The following is a 17328-nucleotide window of genomic DNA, read 5'->3' as shown; positions in this document are numbered from 1 at the left end:
GCCAGACGAGACACGACCAGGACTGACCAGAACGGCCGAGCACGCGCGGCTCCGGCGACCCGGCACCAGGCCGGGCCCGCCGGGTCGCCGGGCGGAGACGCCACAGCGGCCACATGGAACCGACAGGAGCGGCATGGCTGACCCGACTGGCTTTCTCAAGCACCGCCGGGAGCTGCCCACCCGCCGGCCGGTGGACGTGCGCATCACCGACTGGCGCGAGGTGTACGAGCCGTTCCCGGAGCCGGCGCTGCGTGACCAGGCGGGCCGGTGCATGGACTGCGGCATCCCGTTCTGCCACCAGGGCTGCCCGCTCGGGAACATCATCCCCGAGTGGAACGACCTCGCCCGGCGGTCGGACTGGACCGACGCCATCGAGCGACTGCACGCGACGAACAACTTCCCGGAGTTCACCGGGCGGCTGTGCCCGGCCCCCTGCGAGGCGGCCTGCGTGCTGGGGATCGGCGACGACCCGGTGACGATCAAGCAGATCGAGGTCACCATCATCGACCGCGCCCTCGCGGACGGGACGGTGGTACCGATCCCGCCGTCCGCGCGGACCGGCCGGCGGGTCGCGGTGGTCGGCTCCGGGCCGGCCGGTCTGGCCGCCGCCCAGCAGCTCACCCGCGCCGGCCACGAGGTGGTCGTCTACGAGCGTGCGGACCGGGTGGGCGGGCTGCTCCGCTACGGCATCCCCGAGTTCAAGATGGAGAAGCGGGTCCTCGACACCCGGCTCGCCCAGATGGAGGCCGAGGGCACCTCGTTCGTCACGTCCTGCAACGTCGGTGTCGACATCACCGCGGACGAGCTGCGCTCCTCCTACGACGCGGTGGTCCTCGCCGGTGGGTCGACGGTGGGCCGCGACCTGCCCGTGCCCGGGCGCGAGTTCAGGGGCATCCACCTCGCGATGGAGTTCCTGGTCCCCGCGAACCGGGTCCAGCAGGGGGACCTGGCCGAGACGACCATCTCCGCCGCCGGGAAGCGGGTCGTGATCATCGGCGGCGGTGACACCGGGGCGGACTGCCTGGGAACCTCGCTGCGCCAGGGCGCCGCCTCCGTCCACCAGCTCGAGATCATGCCCCGGCCGCCGGCCAGCCGGCCGCCGGCGAACCCGTGGCCGTCGTTCCCGATCATCTACCGGGTCTCCAGCGCGCACGAGGAGGGCGGCGAGCGGGTCTTCGCCGTGTCCACCGAGCGGTTCCTCGGCGACGACGAGGGCAACGTGCGGGCGTTGCTCATGCACGAGGTCGCGATGGTCGACGGCCGCTTCCAGAAGGTCGAGGGCACCGACATCGAGCTGCCGTGCGACCTGGTGCTGCTGGCGATGGGCTTCGTCGGGCCGGACCGGGCCGGGCTGCTGGAGCAGCTCGGCGTCGAGCTGGACGCGCGCGGCAACGTGGCCCGCGACCTCGGCTGGTCGACCTCTGTCCCCGGAGTGTTCGTCGCCGGCGACATGGGCCGGGGCCAGTCGCTGATCGTCTGGGCGATCGCCGAAGGACGGTCGGCGGCGTCGGCTGTCGACCGCTACCTGACCGGGTCGACCGACCTGCCCGCGCCGATTCTGCCCACCCGCCGTCCCTGAGCTACCGCCGGTCGGCCGGGTCCAGACGGCCGGCCCTGCCATCTGGCTCCACCTGTCCGGGCGTCCCCGCCGTCCCCGCGGGGTGATCCCCGGCCGGGTCCCGGCCGGGGAGATCGGCCGATACGCCGTGCTCACGCCCGGATGAGCAGGGTGTGTCGGAGCGCCTCGGATCCGGTCCGGGGGCGGCGGTCTCCTCCCGTGCGGCTACCGCATGCTCAACTGCCGGTAACGTGCTGGCCATGAGGCTCGTGCTGCTTGGTCCGCCCGGCGCAGGCAAGGGAACCCAGGCCGCCCGCATCAGCGCGCGGCACGGTGTCCCGGCGATCTCGACAGGTCAGCTCTTCGACCAGCAGATCTCCGCCGGTACGGCGCTGGGCCGCCGGGCCGAGCACTACGTCCGGGCCGGCGAGCTGGTCCCTGACGAGATCGTGCTCGACATGGTCGCGGAGCGCCTCACCACCAGCGTCGACTGCGAGGTGGGCTTCCTGCTCGACGGCTTCCCGCGGACGGTGCCCCAGGCCGAGGCGCTGGACCGGATGCTCGGCGCCTCCTGCGGCCCGCTCGACCTCGTGGTCGACCTCGTGGTCGGCGAGGACGAGGTGCTCGAGCGAATCAGCCGGCGTGCCGTCTCCGAGGGCCGCCGCGACGACACCGAGCAGACGGCGCGCCGGCGGCTGAAGGTCTTCGCCGCGGAGACGGCTCCGCTGCGCAGCCACTACGCGGAGCAGGGCCTGCTGCGCAGCGTCGACGGCTCCGGGTCGCCGGACGAGGTCTCTGCCCGCATCGAGGAGGTGCTCGCCGCCGTGGCGCACCCGGAGGTACGGGCCAGCCGTCCCTGAGGTGGCCTTCCCGTGCCCCGAAACCGGTCAGGTGATCTCGGACCGGGAGATGCGGGATAAGTTGGGACCCGTCAGTGACGGACACGGTGACAGGTCGGGGATGACCGATGGCTTCTGGGCTCCGTGGGCGTCTCCTGCGTCGCTCCACGCCGCCTGAACCCGCCGCCGGGAGCTTCTCGGCAGAGACACCCGGCCCCGCGGTCGAGCCTGGCTCCGGGGTAGCCGCGGTTCCCGAACCACGCCGGCAGGCCGGGCCCGGTGCTGGTGGCGGTGGCCGCGGGCAGAGCGCGCAGGGCCGGCCGCGGCGAGGCGGGAGCCCGGGCCGCCCGCGCGCCGCGGGTGGCGAGCCGCCGACGGGCGGAAAGCGGCTTCGGGCCGCGCAGTGGGCCCTCGCCGTGCTGCTCGCCCTGGTGTGGCTACCGGTGGTCGTGCTGACCACTGCCCGCACCACGGTGCTCAGCGCCGACTTCTACTCCCAGGCGCTGAGCCGGGCGGACGCCTACGACCGCCTCTACACCGAGGTCCTGCCCGACCCGGCAGTGGACGGGCTGCTCTCCGGCCTGCCGATCGACTCGACGCTCGTCACCGCGAACCTGCGGACGGTCCTCCCGCCGTCGACGGTGGAGGAGATGACCAACGAGCAGATCCGGCGGGTCGTCGACTACCTGGCCGCGCGTGAGGACGACCTGGCCTTCAGCGTCGACCTGACCCCGATCTTCGGCAACATCTCCGGTCTCGCCAACCGGTACATCGCCGGTGAGCTCGGGTCGGGAACCAGTTACCGGGTCGAGTCCGTGACCGAGTTCACCCGTGCCGTGCTGACCGCCATCGACGAGATCATGGCTGGTCGCCCCCCTGCGGACCTGCCCACGATGGAGCTGTCGGCGCAGGACACCGACCGGGTGGTCGACGCCGTCCTCGGCCGGCTGCCGCCCGCCGAGCGCGAGGAGGTGGCCGGCCCGCTGCGTGCGGACCTGCGGTCCGGGAACATCGCCGGCGCCCTGGCGCTGATCGGCCCGCTGCTGTTCCAGGGCGACGAGCAGGCGATCGGCCAGCTCCAGACGCACCTCGCCGACGGCGCCGTGCTCGACCTGGGGCTGCGGCTGTCCGACCTGCGCGAGGAACCCGCGATCAGCGCCGTGTCCCGGCTGCACGACGTGGCGGCGGCGCTCGACGGGCTGACGGTGGCCCTGCTCGCGCTGGTCGGGCTGATCGGGGCGGGCATCGTCATGGTCGCGGGCGCGCGCGGGCGCTCGCGGATCCGCGCGGTGGCGGGCGCCGTGCTCACCGCCGGCGTCGCGGCGGCCCTGCTCGGGCTCGTCCTGCGGATCACGCTGCCGAACCCGCTGCTGGCGCTGGAGAAGCCTGGCGGCCCGCTGCCGCCGGGTGCCGGCGCCGTCCTCGCCGACTTCTCCCGGCACGCCTACGGCGACATCGAGGCCGACTTCCTGCGCATCGTCGGCTGGACGCTGGTCGTCGGCGGGGTGGTCCTCGGCGCCGCGTTCCTGCTGCGGGTGTCGCGGGCGTGGAGCCAGGCGGGCCGCCGGCGCCGGCTGGTCGCCGGCCTCGCGGTGACCGTGCCGGTGATGACTGCGCTGACCTGGCTCGCGTTCCCGGGCGCCGCGGCCAACGCGCGCGACCTGTGTAACAGCCAGACCGTGCTGTGTGACCGGCGCTACGACGAGGTGACCAACCTCGCCGCCCACAACGCCATGGCGACCAGTGAGGACCGCTTCCTCGGCCCGACCCAGGACCCGTCGCTGGTGCACCAGCTTGATCTCGGCGTGCGCGGCCTGCTGATCGACGTCCACCACTGGACGACACCGGAGCAGGTCGACGCGGTCCTCGCGACCCTGCCGCCGTCGACCCGGTCCGCGATCGAGCCGCTGACCCGCAACGCCCGGTCGTCGCGGCCGGGGCTGTGGCTGTGTCACAACCTGTGTCAGCTCGGAGCCCTGGAGCTCTCCGCCGAGCTCGCCCGGGTCGGGGAGTGGATGGCCCGCAACCCGACCGAGGTGGTCACCCTCCTCATCCAGGACCAGGTGCCCGCGCCGGAGATCGCCGGCGCGGTGGCGCAGGCCGGCCTGTCACCCCTGGTCGTCACGCCGCCCGCCGAGGGGGAGCGGTGGCCCCGCCTGCGGGAGATGATCGAGAGCGGGCGGCGCCTCGTCGTCTTCACCGAGAGCCAGGATCTGCCCGGAACCTTCCTGCGCAGCTTCTACCGCTACGCCTCCGACACGCCGTTCTCCATCGACACGACGGACAAACTCACCGGCTGCGCCCGGGAACGCGGCTCCGCGGGCGCCCCGCTGCTCCTGCTCAACCACTGGGTGACGGACGCGGCGCCGAGCCGGCAGGCGGCGCTGGTCGCGAACAGCGCCGAAAGCATCCTCGGCCGCGCGCGGGCCTGCGAGTCCGCGCAGGGCCGGCGCCCGACGTTCATCGCCGTCGACTTCGTGAACATCGGCAACGCCTCGCTGGCGATCGACCGCCTGAACGGTGCGGGATGATCGCGGCAGGGCGGCGGGGGAGCGTTGCCCCATTGCCGCACGTTGACCTCGTGGGACGCTTGACCTGGCTCGGGCGGGGCCCGGCCCTGACCTGATCCGTATCAGAGACCGCAGGGTCTCCACCGACACCGGACACGCCACCGGCAAAGGAGCACAGGTGCCGATCTGGAACCAGCTACGACAGTCCGCGCAGAGCATGCAGGGCCAGCTCAACGCGAAGAAGAACGACCTCAAGAGCGGCGCGTTCCGGGACGCGAGCATGGCGATGTGCGCGCTCGTCGCCGCCGCGGACGGCACCATCGACCCGGCCGAGCGCCAGCGGGTAGCCTCGTTGATCGTCAGCAACGACGTCCTGTCCAACTTCGCCGCGGACGATCTCCAGCGCCGGTTCAACGACTACCTCGGCAAGCTGCAGGCCGACTTCGACTTCGGCAAGGTGTCCGTCCTGCAGGAGATCGGCAAGGTCAAGAAGAAGCCGACCGAGGCGCGCGCGGTGATCCAGATCGGGATCGTGATCGGCGGCGCCGACGGCAACTTCGACAAGACCGAGCAGGCGATCGTCCGCGAGGCGTGCTTCGCGGTGGGAATCAACCCGGAGGAGTTCGACCTCTGACCAGGGCGCGACTCTGACCACCGTCGGGTTTTCGGGTGTCTCCGTCACGCACCGGGCCTTCCGGCTGACACGACCGTGACCTGGGCCGCAATGCCTGGCTTGAGCGGTTCCTTCGGACCAGGGTAAAGTCGGCGGCCTTCCGACGGACGCCGCGTCGCCGCGGGTCGTGACGAGTCGTCGGTGGCTCGTCACGACCCGACGGAGGACCTGTGGAACCATCCGACGCGGCTCTGGTCGCGGGGGGCGGACTGCTCGCGGGCGCGGTCAACGCCATCGCGGGCGGCGGGACGCTGATCGCCTTCCCCGCGCTCCTCGCCACCGGAATGCCGGCTCTCACCGCCAACATCACCTCCTCGGTCGGTCTTCTCACCGGGTACGCCGGCGGAGCTTTCGGCTACCGCAGGGAACTGCGCGGTCAGGCCCACCGGCTCCGGGCGCTGGCGCCCCCGGCGTTGTTCGGCGGCCTGGTAGGCGCCATCGTTCTTCTGCTCACGCCGTCCGACGGTTTCAAGAGGGCGGTGCCGTTCCTGGTCCTGGCCGCCTGTCTGCTCCTGGCGGTGCAGTCCCGGCTCGCCGCCGTGGTCGCCCGGCGGCGCGCGGCCACGGTGGCGTCCGCACCCTCTACCGCATCGGTCACCGCCTCTAGGTCGGCCACCGCCGTCACGCCGGCTGTCGCGGGGAACGACATCACCTGGCCGACGAGAATCGGCGTGTTTGTCGCGGGAGTCTACGGTTCCTATTTCGGCGCGGGGCTCGGCGTCCTTCTGCTGGGGGTTCTCGGTATCCTGCTGGTCGACGAGCTGCAGCGGACGAATGCGCTCAAAACGCTACTCTCCTTCGGGGTGAACGCGGTCGGTGTCTTGATCTTTCTGGTTGCCGCACAGGTGTCCTGGGCGTTCGCCGGTATCCTGGTGGTGACGTCGGCCTGCGGCGGTGTACTCGGCGCGCGCGCCGCCCGGCTCCTGCCCGCCACCGTTTTGCGTACCGCCGTCGTCATACTGGGTGTTGTCGTGGCTGTGGTGCTGCTCGTCCGTTGAGGTGGTCTGCTGACGAGCGCGATCGACGCGGGCGGTTAGCGACCTCTGCGTTCGGCTGAGGTCGCCGGGGCCCGGGGAGCCCAGCGTCAACACCATGTCGCCCTGCGGCCTTCTCGCCTGCCCCGCTGCGCGGTCACTTGGGGGTGAGAGCGGTAATCAGACGGGCGAGCTCCGCGGCGTGCGGATCCTCAAGCAGGCTGAAATGATCGCCAGGCGTGGAATACACCCGGGTGGGAGCGTGCTGGTCCCAACCCAGTGCACGGCCCTGACGGAAGAGGCGGTCACGGGCCTCCGCCGTGGACCGATCCGCCGCCACGACGATGTTGATCGGTGTGGTGGACGACGGTGGCAGGTAGGCATCGCAGGCATCGACCAAGGCCCTTGCCTGCTTTTCCCGACGCCCGTCCGTCAGGGTCAGCGCGAGTCCACCGTTGCTCCGCCGCAACCAATCCCACCGGGTCTCACGATCCGGATCGCTGGCCATGGGTGCCGGGGCATCCAAGAGGGTGAGGCGCAGCTCTCTGTCCTCATGCTGCCACTGACGCCCGAGTTCATAGGCGATAACCCCACCGAGTGACCAACCCACCAGGTGAACCGGGCCCGGTGGCACCTCCTTCTCCAGGATCGCGAGGTACTGCCGGGCGATATCCATGATCGCCAGCCTCCCGCTCTGGGCTGACGCAGCCATTCCGTAACAGGTCATGTCACTCGGCAGGAGGTCCACAAGTCTGGAGTAGCAGACAGGTGATCCACCCAGGGCATGCACGAAGATCAGATGGGGTCCGCCCGCCTCCTTCGCATTGCGCATTCTGATGCAGCGTGGGCCGGCGGTGGTTCGCTGGCCAGATTCGGCCATCAGTCGCGCTGTCTGGTCGAAGGGCAGATCCTCGAGAAGGTCCCGGACCGAAAAATCGTAGCCCTGGGATTCCAGTAGGTCGACGAGTTCGACCAGCTGTAGCGACGTGGCGCCCTCATCGCTGAGCAGCGCTGAGAACGAGGGCACGGTAGTCCCGAGAACGTCCTCCCATGCGGCTGCAAGGGCGCGTTCCTCGGGGGTCCGGCCGGCTATTGTTCGTTGCGCCGAGGCTGGCTCCGGCGCAAGCTTTCTCTCATCCACTTTGCCATGGTCGGTGATGGGAAAGGAACGGAGGGGAACCACCACCGAAGGCCGCAGGTGGAGGGGCAGTCTGGCGGCCGCACTCGCGCGTACCGTCGCCCTGAGCTCCTGACCGACGGCTACCCCCAGCGGGTCGGTCACAACCGGCCTTCCGGCATCGAGCGCGAGGGAAGCCCGCTGAAGATTGCGCTCGTGACAGAAGGTTGCAACGGCGCGCATGTCCGCTTCCAGAGGGGCGTGCACGATGTCAAACAGCCGGTGGTCGGTGAGGGAGGTGACCGCGATGGCCGTCGTGCCGGGGCGGTCGTGCGCGGTGACGTCGTCCGGGTCGAGCAGCGCCGTCCGCTCGACTACGGACGGATCGCCGTCGCGGAGCGCGTCATCGCGCAGCCGCCGGTTCGGGATATCCGCGGTGTAGGCCCATCCGTCATGCGTCTGTGTACCCTCCTTTACCCGGCTGTTGTCGGCTGCCGGCGACGGGCAGAAGATCGTGACGTCGTAGCGGTACCGGCCCATCTCGGTGTCACGGGTACCAGACCGGGGTCGGCAGAGCACTCTCCAGTGGTCGGGTAGTTCCCTGTAGAACCAGGCCGGATTTACGAGTAGTTCCTGCTCCTCGCGGAGCGTTCGGCTCACCTCGTCCGCCGTGGCGTCCTCGCACAGCCGTCCGCGGAATCTCAGTTGCGCTGCAGCGGACCTGATATCCCGGAGGTCTCCGAGGTAGATGACGCCCTGTTCTCGGAAGAGGCTGGCGGCTCGCAGAAGGACTGTTCGCAGGTAGGTTGCGTCCGGGAAATACTGGACGACGGAATTCAGGACGACCATATCTGTGTCCTCGGCCGCGACATCCCAGGCGTCGTGTGCGGGAAGAGCGTGCAATGTGGCCGGTGGCCGGCCGTTCCTGGCCAGCCACGATCGGAAAAGGTCGAGCCCCGGCTCGGACACGTCGACGCCGACGTAGGACCGCGATGCGGCGAGCAGCCGCCGTCCAAGTAAGCCGGCACCGCAGCCTATCTCCAGGAGCGACCGGGGCCGTTCGGCCAGAACGCGGAGTGTGCTTGCTTCCAGCCACTCCGACACGACGGAAACGGGCAGTGTGGTCCCATGCCGGCCAGACCGCCATCCGTTGTGTTCTGCCTCTGTAGGGGGGCACCAGTCAAGGGCCTTCCCGGCGACGTCATCCCGGCCGTTGTACTCCTGGTCACTCATTCTCCGGACGGCGCCGATGTAGCCGGCATATCGAGTCCGCGCGACAAGCTCCGCAGAGGGTGTAACATACGCGACGAGCGAGCCTTGGTTATCAGGCCTCGCCATCACGTGGCATTGGAGCACCTCCGGCAGCTCGCCGAGGACGGCCTCGACCTCCGCGGGTTCGATCCTGAAGCCGCGTACCTTGATCTGGCGGTCCACTCTCCCCAGGTACTGGTATCGACCGTCGTCACGTAGAACGGCCAAGTCTCCCGTCCGATATCGGCGCTCGCCCTGCCCGGCGACACCAAAGAAGGCCGTGGTCTGGGCGAGGTCAAGATATCCCAGGGCGACGTTGGGCCCAGTGACCACGAGCTCGCCCTGCTCGCCGTTGTTGAGAACCCGCCCCTCCCGGTCCTCGATGGACAGCTTCAGGCCCGGAAGCGGCCTTCCGATGCTGGGAGGGGACCCGGCGAACACCTCATCGAAGGTCGTCCAGAGCGCGACCTCCGTTGGTCCGTACACGTTGAAGAAATGCCTTCCTGACGCCCAGTCATCGACGAGCGAGGCATCGCACCGCTCGCCCCCCGTGATGACCGTGCGCACCGAACGGAGACGACCGGCATGAAGAGTGCGCAGAATGGACGGCGTGGTCGCCACCGCGGAGACACCGGCCGTCGACAGGAACTCCTCCAATGGCCTTCCGGGGAGGACACCGGGTGCCGCGATGCAGAGCGCCGCGCCCGAGACGAGGGCCAGAGATATCTCGAACAGAGAGGCGTCGAAGGTCAGCGGCAGGTGGTGCAGCACACGGTCCCGCGCGTGCAGGTGAAGCTCCCTCATGCTGTCGACGGCTCGGCTCAGCCCTTCCCGGGAGTTGACGACGCCCTTCGGGGCGCCCGAGGAGCCGGATGTGTGGATGATGTAGGCCGCCGAGCTCGGTCGGGGGAACACAACAGGGTGCGATGGCTGATCATCCCAGCTTTGGCGCATCAGGTCCGGGTAGGACAGCGTCATGAGGCCGATGTCATCCACAGGCCGGTCACTCAGGATGATGATGGCGCGGGCGCCGACCCCGCGGATGATCTGGCGCGTCCGTGCGGAGGTGTCCTCGGCGTCGACGGGGGTGTAGACGCAGCCCACGCGCCACAGGGCGAGGATGGTTACCACCGCCTCGTAGGAGCGAACGCCGGTCATGAGTACGACGTCGCCCGGCCCGAGACCGTGCCGCCGGCAACTGTGGGCGAGCCGGGAAACGTCGGCTGCCAGCCTGGCCCAGTCGTGGGAACGGCCTCTGTCCACGACGGCTGCGGCGCGAGGCGTCATGCCTGCCCAACGGTCGACGTAGACATCAGGCATGGCCGGCGATGCTGCACTCACTCTGCGTCCTTTCGGTTGTGGGGAGGCGCCGTTCCGGGGGCGCGTAGGAGCCTGCGGCCAGGGGACCGACGACTGCCGTCACACGAGGCGTGGAACGGGACGTTTGCTGATGGCACCTGTCGGCCCGGGGACGTCTGGGAGGGGCGAGCCGTCAACGGTGGGACGGACGTTCACCCGCGGTCCCGCAGGGCGCTCGCCGCCGTTCCCACCGATACCGGGGGGGCAGCGGCGGCCGCGACAGGGATGCGTCCGCGCAGGTAGGTAGTGCAGGCAAGTAGCAGCGCAGCTCCCGTGGCCGCTCCGCCGATGAGTCCGAGCCACGAGGCGTCCAGCGTCTCGATCCCGAAGGCACCGAGCGTGCCTGAGCCGGCCACGCCGAGAGTGAGAGCTGCGCTGTTCAGCGAGATCAACAGCGGGCCGTGCTCGGGCGCGGCGCCGAGGAGCCTCGCCTGCTGCGGCACCGTGACGCTCCATCCCGCGACACCCCACACAGCGAGCGCCACGACGGCACCAGGATAGGTATCGCCGGTGACCGGCAGCAGCAGCAGGCCGGCGGTGAGCCCGGTCAATCCGGTGATCAGTACGGCCGACGTCCCGAAGCGATCGGTGGCACGGCCGGCGATGAAGGTGCCCACCCCGCCGGCGATGCCGTAGACCACCAGCAGTTGTGCGAGGACCGAACCTCGGCCATCGGTGACGGGTCGTAGTACGTCGCCGATGTAGGTGTACACCGTGAACGCACCGAGAAAGATGAGGAAGGTCACCCCAAGGACCGCCAGGACGCGGCTGTCGCGGAGCGGCCGTAGGCGCTGTCGCAGTCCGACCGCTGGTCCTGGAGCCAGCCTCGGCAGGGCCGTAGCCACCGCGGCCGCGACAACCGCCGTCGAGCCCACTAGCGCCCACATAACCCACTGCCAGGAGTTCCTCCCTGCCAGCCAGGTACCGGCCGGTACGCCAAGAATGGCTGCGGCCGCCAATCCCCCGGAGACCGCGGACAGGGCACGACCACGCTGCTCGGCGGGCACAAGCATCGTCGCCGAGGCCGCGGCATTCGGTGTGTAGAGTGCGGCGCCGGCGGCCGCCACCACGCGGGAGAGCAGCATGAGTGGGTAGTTTGGGGCGAGTGCTGTGGCGGCATTGCCGATTGAGAACACCACCAGCGCGCACAGCAAGACTCGGTTGCGCGACCAGCCAGCGGTCAACGTGGCGAGCACGGGAGACAGCAGCGCGAAGGCAAGGGAGAAGACTGTGACGAGCTGACCCGCGGCGCTTGTCGGGATGCCGAAGTCGTCCGCCACGGAGTCGAGAATGCCGGCAAAAACAAAGTTGTCGGTGCCGATGATAAACATACCCAGGGCGAGAACTGCAAGGCGCAGCCGCACGGATGTCTCCAGGGATTGTGAGCGGAGGGCAGGGCTGAGTGGCATTCTGGTGGCACGTTGCGGCCCCGTTCTGCCGACGCGTGTAATCGCACCGAATTCATCGGCCTGATTTGCATCCGGCGGCCCGTGCGGCGCCACAGCCGGCCGGGGGGGCGATTCTCGGGTTCACCCGGCGCCCAGCTGGCATCCCATGTCTACTCCTGCGCAGTGGCGACGTTCGCACCGTTCGCTTCCGGCGCCCGGGCGATCAGGTTGCTGGTGGGCGGAACCAGATGGCGGAGCCGGGAGGTCTCCCGCTCGTTGCGCTCCGCTGGTGCTGGCAGGGCTTTCCGACCACCGGCCGACGGTGTGCCGAGCAGTTGGGCGAACTCGGCCATCCGGTCGATCATGCTGCACAGCGCGTCCAAGCCCTCCTGGTCCCGCAGTGCATCCCCCGGAGCGCCGCCGGTGAACGTGACCGGATAACCGCTCCCAACCAGAATCGTCCTGTTGAGCAGCAGGTTGTTCATTATTTGGGCATGTACGTCGGAGTGGCTGTAGCGCCGTCCGGTGACAACGACTCCAGCCAGTTTGTTGGCCAGCGGCCGATCGAAACGCAGATACCCGACACCTGCCCGTTCGAGGAAAATCTGCATAAGGTGCGACAAGCCGAATCCGTGCACCGGTGCCGCGTATACCAGGGCGTCTGCCTGGACCATCCGATCCAGCAGATTTGGGACGTCGTCCTCGATCGCGCATGGCGTGGTCCTGATATTGCAGTCCCCGCATGGGCTGCATGGATTTATCCGGAACTCTCGGAGGGAAATTATATCTGTCTCGCCGCCGAGGCGGTGCACCACCTCGGCGGCGTAGTCGACCACCATGTCCGTGTTTCCTCCGGCACGTTCCGAGCCGGAAATGAAGGTAAAACGCATGTCTGCTCCCCTGGGGTTGGGAGTACTGTGAGCGTTTAGTGGCTGGCTGCCATCGTGGCGGGCGTGGCCCTAGGCAGCGCATCGGCCGTCTGCCCGGGTGCTGTGCGCGGCGGTGCCTCGGGTCCAGCCACGTGCCTGCCGCCGATCAGCACCGAACGCAGGGCGTCGGGCTCCCGGAGCACCGAGATGTCGGTAGCGGGGTCCCGTGACCAGACGACAATGTCGGCCAGTCGGCCGGGCGCGAGAACGCCGGCATCCTTGCCCCTGCCCGCTAGCGCCGCGCCGTTCCTACAGGCCCACTTCAGTACCGTCTCGGGGCTGATCCCCACCCTCTCAACGTAGGTAATCAGTTCCTCCGCGTACGTGCCGTGTGGTGTCCAGGCAAATCCGAAGTCGTCGCCGGGAACAATGCGAAGACCTAGCTTCTCTGCGCGGGGTAGGAAAGTCAGCGTATTCTCGATCTCTTGGTTGAAATCCAGGCCGTCCAGGTACTCCACAGATTTCCCGTGTTCGATGCCGGCCGCCAGCAGCCGAACAGGTTGGTAAAGGCTCGGCACGACGAAGATGCCGCGCTCGGCAATCTTTTCCAGAGCATCGTCATCCGCGTAGCTCGCATGGTCGATGATATGAACCCCGGCCAGCAGGGAATTGCGTATCCCGGCAATCCCACGGGAGTGGGCTCGCACGCGCACGCCGCGCTCCTCGGCGATCCGCACGACGGTGCGCAGTTCGTCGAGGCTGAACAGCAGCTCCTTGGAACGGGCATTCGGGAAGGTGTCGTCGCCGGAGGAGAAGACTTTGATGATTTCAGCGCCCTGGTCGATCTCCTCGTTCGTGTAGGTGACCATGTCGCCTACGAGGTCCACCACTGGCATGAGTTCCCTTGGCATGCGTTTCGAAAGTTCAGGTGTCCGGCGGTCCGGTGGACCGGACACCATCAGGTCCCGACTACAGGGGGTGACACGCGGCCCGGGTACGCTACCCGCCTCGATCGCGTTCTTCAGAGCCATGTCGATGCCGGCCACCGATCCGGCCCCGACAAATGCCGTGTAGCCTCGTTCGAGGAGACCTCTGGCGTGCCCGGCGGCACGCAGCGCGAGCTCGGGAACACGGTACTTGAACAGCGTCTCCCGCGCATTGGTGACATCAACATAAGCGATGTGCGTGTGGCCGAGTGTCATCCCCGGCATCACCGTCGCACCGGCCAGATCCCAGGAGAGGAAGTCGCCGTCCCGTGGTGCGGCGCCGCTCGGAAGGATCGCCTCGATCCGTTCCCCGGCCAGCAGGACAGAATGGGCGGGTTTCGACACCGTCCCACATCCTTCCTGCAATGTCACGTTGTGCAGGAGGAGTCGAGGGCCGTATTTCATGGTGCTCCTTGTACGTCCTAGAACGTCTTCACCGTTTTCTGCGCCGGTGGGAGTAAGTTTCGAGTTCACGCAGAACGCTGTCCGAAGAGCAGCCAGATCATGGCGATGCCGGAGCGGCTGCTCAGGAAGGTCAGGCCGCAGGCTGCTCGTGCCGGTTCGTTCGTCACGGCGACGTCGGCTGCGCCTTGGCGGGCAAGCTGCGCCGCATGGTAAGTCGACGACGCAGTCACCCACTCCACGGTCCAGCCACCGGGCGAGCTGTCCGCGGTATCAGGCGCGAACCGGGGCTCTAGGAGCTCGATGAGCCCCTCAGTCTCGGGTAACGACGACACCCGCAGGGCAGAGCCTGTAGGAAGGCTGGAGCCACGTCGGACCGCCAGGCCATAGCGTGGTGTCGGCCGGCTGAACGAGCCGAGCAACCGCAGCCGCGGCGACCAGAAGAACCGCGTCGCCGATTCCGCTGCGCTGGGCACCAGGGCGAATCGCGGCCCGCCATTGGTCACGGCCTCGAGCAGCTCGTCGAAGTTCGGGTAGGCCCGGGGCTGGATCACCGTCCGGTGGACGGCCTGGACGTGTTCCGCGAACCAGTCCAGCGCGGCCATCGCCGATGTTCCCCGGGGGCCGAGCGTCGCTATCGGTACGGTCAGTCCATCGCCGAACAGATCCTCTGCCAGGAGGTTTGGCTCCCAGCGGATCGAGCTCTCCTCCGTTCGCGGTGCCTTGACGATCTTGCCGGGCGCTGTCAAGACCGGTATCCCCGCTTGCCGGCCATGGCCACCGCTGCCTTCGTCTCGTTGTCGTCCGTGTGACGTGTGTCCTTGATGCGGGCCGCCTTCCAGCTCACGAAGGCCCCTGTCGTCGTCACCGGGTCGAGCTCGTCCACGTGCTCGACCACCGCTGGCACGCCGAGCTGTTCGGAGATCCTCGCTGCATGAGCCTGCACCGCGGCCTGGCCGGGCCGCTGGCGGACGTCGAGCCGGACCCGCAGCACATCGCCGCCATGCTCGTCACGGCCGATCTCGACCTGGTAGCCGAGGCAGGATTCCACACCGCGAAGGACGGCTTCCTCCACATCCCACGCACGCCAGCTGCGTCCTCCGAAAGCAAGCCGATCCAGAGTGCGGCCCGCGATTTCGATCAGAGGCCCGAAAATGCCGCAGCCGCAGTTGTTCCGTGCGATATGCACGTAGTCGCCCGTCCGATACCGGATAAGCGGCTTGGCACCCTCGATCAGCATCGTCACGACAAGCTCTCCGCTGCCGTAGCTACCGAGGAGCTCCGCCGTATCCGGGTCGATGAGCTCGGCTACGTAATTGGGTGCGGCCAGGTGCAGCCGGCCGTTTGCGCATGCCGAGGCGATGACAAGACTCTCCTGAGCCCCGTACAATGCGTTGTAGGTTTTGGCATCCCATGCGGTGTCGATCTGTCGCGCGAGAGCCGGAGTGCAGAGCTCTCCGGTAACTAGCCAGACCTTCACTGCGAAATCCTTGCGAGGATCGAACCCGTAAAAATATGCGGCCTTGGCGAGGGTCATAGCGACGTTGGGGGTACAAAATATGACGTCAAGTTGGAGCTGATGCATCAGCTCGAGTGCCCTGCGGAAGCCCATGACAGGCGAATAAGGCCAGATCTTGGCGACCATCGACTCTACGTTCCGGGCGATGTCGCCAAGGGTGTCTCCGGTGGAGTGGACCTCGGTGGGGCCCATCAGGCCGACCCGGGGATTCCGCCCGGGAAAGTGCTTCGCGAAAATATTGCGCCAGGATTCTGTGACGTGCGCATTGCTTGCCATCACCTCCCGTGCATCGCGAGGGCAGGGGGTGGCGCGGCCGGTCGTGCCGGTCGTCTCGTAGAAGAAGCACGCCTCGTCCAGGTCTCGACTGAGCATGTTCATCATCTGATTCCGCAGGTCCTCCTTAGTAGTAAAGGGAAGCTGTTGAAGGTCGCCGAGCTGGAGGCTTCGGGCGTCGATCGAGGCAAGTTGCTTTTGGTAAAAGGTAGAACCCTCCTTGGCGAGCGCGACAACCTTGCGTAGCTGGCTCTCCGACCAGTCGTGCAGTTCTTGGTCGGAGACCGCACCCGTGACGTAGCGGCCGTGCAGATCAAAATACTCCTCGACGAAATCCCGATATTTTGGACTTGTTGGGAGCCACATATGTTAAACTTCCTCGCAGGAGAGTAGTGGGATGGAGAATCGGACGTGTGGGTCAGGCAGGGGAGGGTCGGAGGGTCGCACCCCGATCTTTGGACTGTGTGGCGGCCCTGCCGAATCCTGCGCGCTGGCGGAGGCATCCCCCTCGGCGCCTGCGTGAATGTCGCGGCGCGATGATCCGCGATGCCCGCCAGGAACCACGGCGGGGAGTATCCGTTCGACAGACGGGCCGTCGGGACCCGTGGTTGGACGGGTCCGCTCTGCTCAGCGGGCAGGCGGCGTGTGGCGGTGGTGGCTGGTCCGCGGAGCGGGGATCGTCGGCGGCCGGACCTCGGTCAGAGTCTGGAATCTGGATGGGCCGGGTGGGCCGGCCGGTGCGAGGTCAGCTCATGCCGCCGTTAACGTCGACAACCGTTCCGACAAGATAGCTGGCCTGTTCGGAAAGGAGGAAGGCGACCGCCGCAGAAACTTCCTCCGGAGATGCCAGACGGTGCAGTGGAATATCGGACAGGTAGGAGCTGATGCGATCTTCCGGAATCACGCGAGCCATATCCGTGTCTACGATTCCGGGTGCTACGGCATTTATGCGGATGCCGCTACTGGCGAATGCGCGCCCCGCGCCCCGGGTGAAAGCGATGAGGGCGCCTTTGGATGCTCCATAGGCGGCATCTGGGCTGCCGATCTGGCCGCTCACCGAGGCGACATTGACAATCCTCGCCGCCGAGCCGGCGTGGATGTTACGTGCGACCATCTCACGGGTGAGAAGTATAGGAGCGCGTACATTGACCGCATAGACTTCGTCCAGATATGTGATCTCGGTCTCTAGAAGGCTGTGTGCCAAGTAGACTCCTGCCGAGTTCACGAGTATCTGGGGTACCCCGAGTTCACTGCATACCCGCGTCATGAGCAGTGTCGGCGTGTCGGGCGTGGCCAGATCGACGACGTAGCTGTGAACACCCGCGGATACCAGGGCTGCGCAGAGATCGCACCAGGTTGTGATCAGTGACGTTCCGTAGCCACGTTGTGGGGCGCCTCAAGGTGCCTTGCGCGGAGCGGAGCGAGTTGGATGCGATCCCGCCACGCTCGCCCGGGATGGGCCGCACAAATCAAGGCCACGCACACCCGGATCAAATTCCGAGGAAACGACGCAGAGCTTCACCGGAGAAACTCCGGCAGCCGAATTACCGAAAACGTGGCCAGCCGTAGTGACGGAAGTGGCCTTCCAGTCGGATGATGAAAGCGCGACC

General features: G+C 68.0%; 12 protein-coding genes. 5 read left to right on the top strand and 7 right to left on the bottom strand.

The window, feature by feature from the left end; translation table 11 throughout:
• Positions 1 to 133: 133 nt before the first annotated feature.
• The 5 genes from B207_RS0118970 to B207_RS0118950 all read left to right on the top strand — a co-directional run bounded on the left by B207_RS0118970 (position 134) and on the right by B207_RS0118950 (position 6578).
• Positions 134 to 1579, top strand: coding sequence for a glutamate synthase subunit beta (locus B207_RS0118970; RefSeq protein WP_018638162.1), 1446 nt, complete (start codon positions 134 to 136; stop codon positions 1577 to 1579).
• A 239-nt stretch (positions 1580 to 1818) separates the two neighbouring features.
• A complete protein-coding gene (locus tag B207_RS0118965; RefSeq protein WP_018638161.1) occupies positions 1819 to 2418 on the top strand; it encodes an adenylate kinase in 600 nt (199 codons plus the stop codon).
• 107 nt (positions 2419 to 2525) lie between these two features.
• Entirely contained in the window at positions 2526 to 4928 is a 2403-nt protein-coding gene (locus tag B207_RS0118960) for a PI-PLC domain-containing protein (RefSeq protein ID WP_026311216.1), read from the top strand.
• Positions 4929 to 5085: 157 nt separating this feature from the next.
• A complete protein-coding gene (locus tag B207_RS0118955) occupies positions 5086 to 5541 on the top strand; it encodes a tellurite resistance TerB family protein (protein ID WP_018638159.1) in 456 nt (151 codons plus the stop codon).
• A 209-nt stretch (positions 5542 to 5750) separates the two neighbouring features.
• Positions 5751 to 6578 (top strand): sulfite exporter TauE/SafE family protein, encoded by an 828-nt coding sequence (locus tag B207_RS0118950; protein WP_018638158.1) that lies wholly within the window; start codon positions 5751 to 5753, stop codon positions 6576 to 6578.
• Positions 6579 to 6711: 133 nt separating this feature from the next.
• On the opposite strand, the gene B207_RS34560 is transcribed toward B207_RS0118950, so the two are convergent.
• From B207_RS34560 to B207_RS38555, 7 genes are all read right to left on the bottom strand, one after another.
• On the bottom strand, positions 6712 to 10242 hold the full coding sequence (locus tag B207_RS34560) for a non-ribosomal peptide synthetase (protein ID WP_018638157.1): 3531 nt from the start codon (positions 10240 to 10242) through the stop codon (positions 6712 to 6714).
• Positions 10243 to 10433: 191 nt separating this feature from the next.
• Complete coding sequence (locus B207_RS34555; protein ID WP_018638156.1) at positions 10434 to 11645, bottom strand: MFS transporter; 1212 nt, start codon at positions 11643 to 11645, stop codon at positions 10434 to 10436.
• A 194-nt stretch (positions 11646 to 11839) separates the two neighbouring features.
• The gene (locus B207_RS34550) at positions 11840 to 12559 is read right to left on the bottom strand and encodes a flavodoxin family protein (RefSeq protein ID WP_063820938.1); all 720 of its coding nucleotides are present in this window, start codon (positions 12557 to 12559) and stop codon (positions 11840 to 11842) included.
• A 35-nt stretch (positions 12560 to 12594) separates the two neighbouring features.
• Complete coding sequence (locus B207_RS34545) at positions 12595 to 13929, bottom strand: amidohydrolase family protein (protein WP_051102589.1); 1335 nt, start codon at positions 13927 to 13929, stop codon at positions 12595 to 12597.
• A 65-nt stretch (positions 13930 to 13994) separates the two neighbouring features.
• Positions 13995 to 14675 (bottom strand): type 2 periplasmic-binding domain-containing protein, encoded by a 681-nt coding sequence (locus B207_RS34540; protein WP_018638153.1) that lies wholly within the window; start codon positions 14673 to 14675, stop codon positions 13995 to 13997.
• Positions 14672 to 16084, bottom strand: a complete 1413-nt coding sequence (locus B207_RS0118920) for a phenylacetate--CoA ligase family protein (protein WP_018638152.1) — start codon at positions 16082 to 16084, stop codon at positions 14672 to 14674. Before B207_RS0118920 ends, B207_RS34540 begins: the two co-directional genes overlap by 4 nt.
• A gap of 379 nt (positions 16085 to 16463) precedes the next feature.
• A complete protein-coding gene (locus tag B207_RS38555) occupies positions 16464 to 17051 on the bottom strand; it encodes an SDR family NAD(P)-dependent oxidoreductase (protein WP_268258210.1) in 588 nt (195 codons plus the stop codon).
• Positions 17052 to 17328: the final 277 nt, after the last annotated feature.

Source organism: Parafrankia elaeagni, assembly GCF_000374165.1.
Taxonomy (GTDB): Bacteria; Actinomycetota; Actinomycetes; order Frankiales; family Frankiaceae; genus Parafrankia; species Parafrankia elaeagni.
The sequence above is the reverse complement of the archived record's forward strand: the minus strand, read 5'-3'. Positions and strand labels throughout refer to the sequence as shown.

Excerpts from the sequence above, each read along its gene's own strand:
- B207_RS0118970 (WP_018638162.1), top strand. The coding sequence starts at position 134 with ATGGCTGACCCGACTGGCTTTCTCAAGCACCGCCGGGAGCTGCCCACC.
- B207_RS0118920 (WP_018638152.1), bottom strand. The coding sequence starts at position 16,084 with ATGTGGCTCCCAACAAGTCCAAAATATCGGGATTTCGTCGAGGAGTAT.
- B207_RS34545 (WP_051102589.1), bottom strand. The coding sequence starts at position 13,929 with ATGAAATACGGCCCTCGACTCCTCCTGCACAACGTGACATTGCAGGAA.
- B207_RS34550 (WP_063820938.1), bottom strand. The coding sequence starts at position 12,559 with ATGCGTTTTACCTTCATTTCCGGCTCGGAACGTGCCGGAGGAAACACG.
- B207_RS34560 (WP_018638157.1), bottom strand. The coding sequence starts at position 10,242 with ATGCCTGATGTCTACGTCGACCGTTGGGCAGGCATGACGCCTCGCGCC.
- B207_RS0118965 (WP_018638161.1), top strand. The coding sequence starts at position 1,819 with ATGAGGCTCGTGCTGCTTGGTCCGCCCGGCGCAGGCAAGGGAACCCAG.
- B207_RS0118960 (WP_026311216.1), top strand. The coding sequence starts at position 2,526 with ATGGCTTCTGGGCTCCGTGGGCGTCTCCTGCGTCGCTCCACGCCGCCT.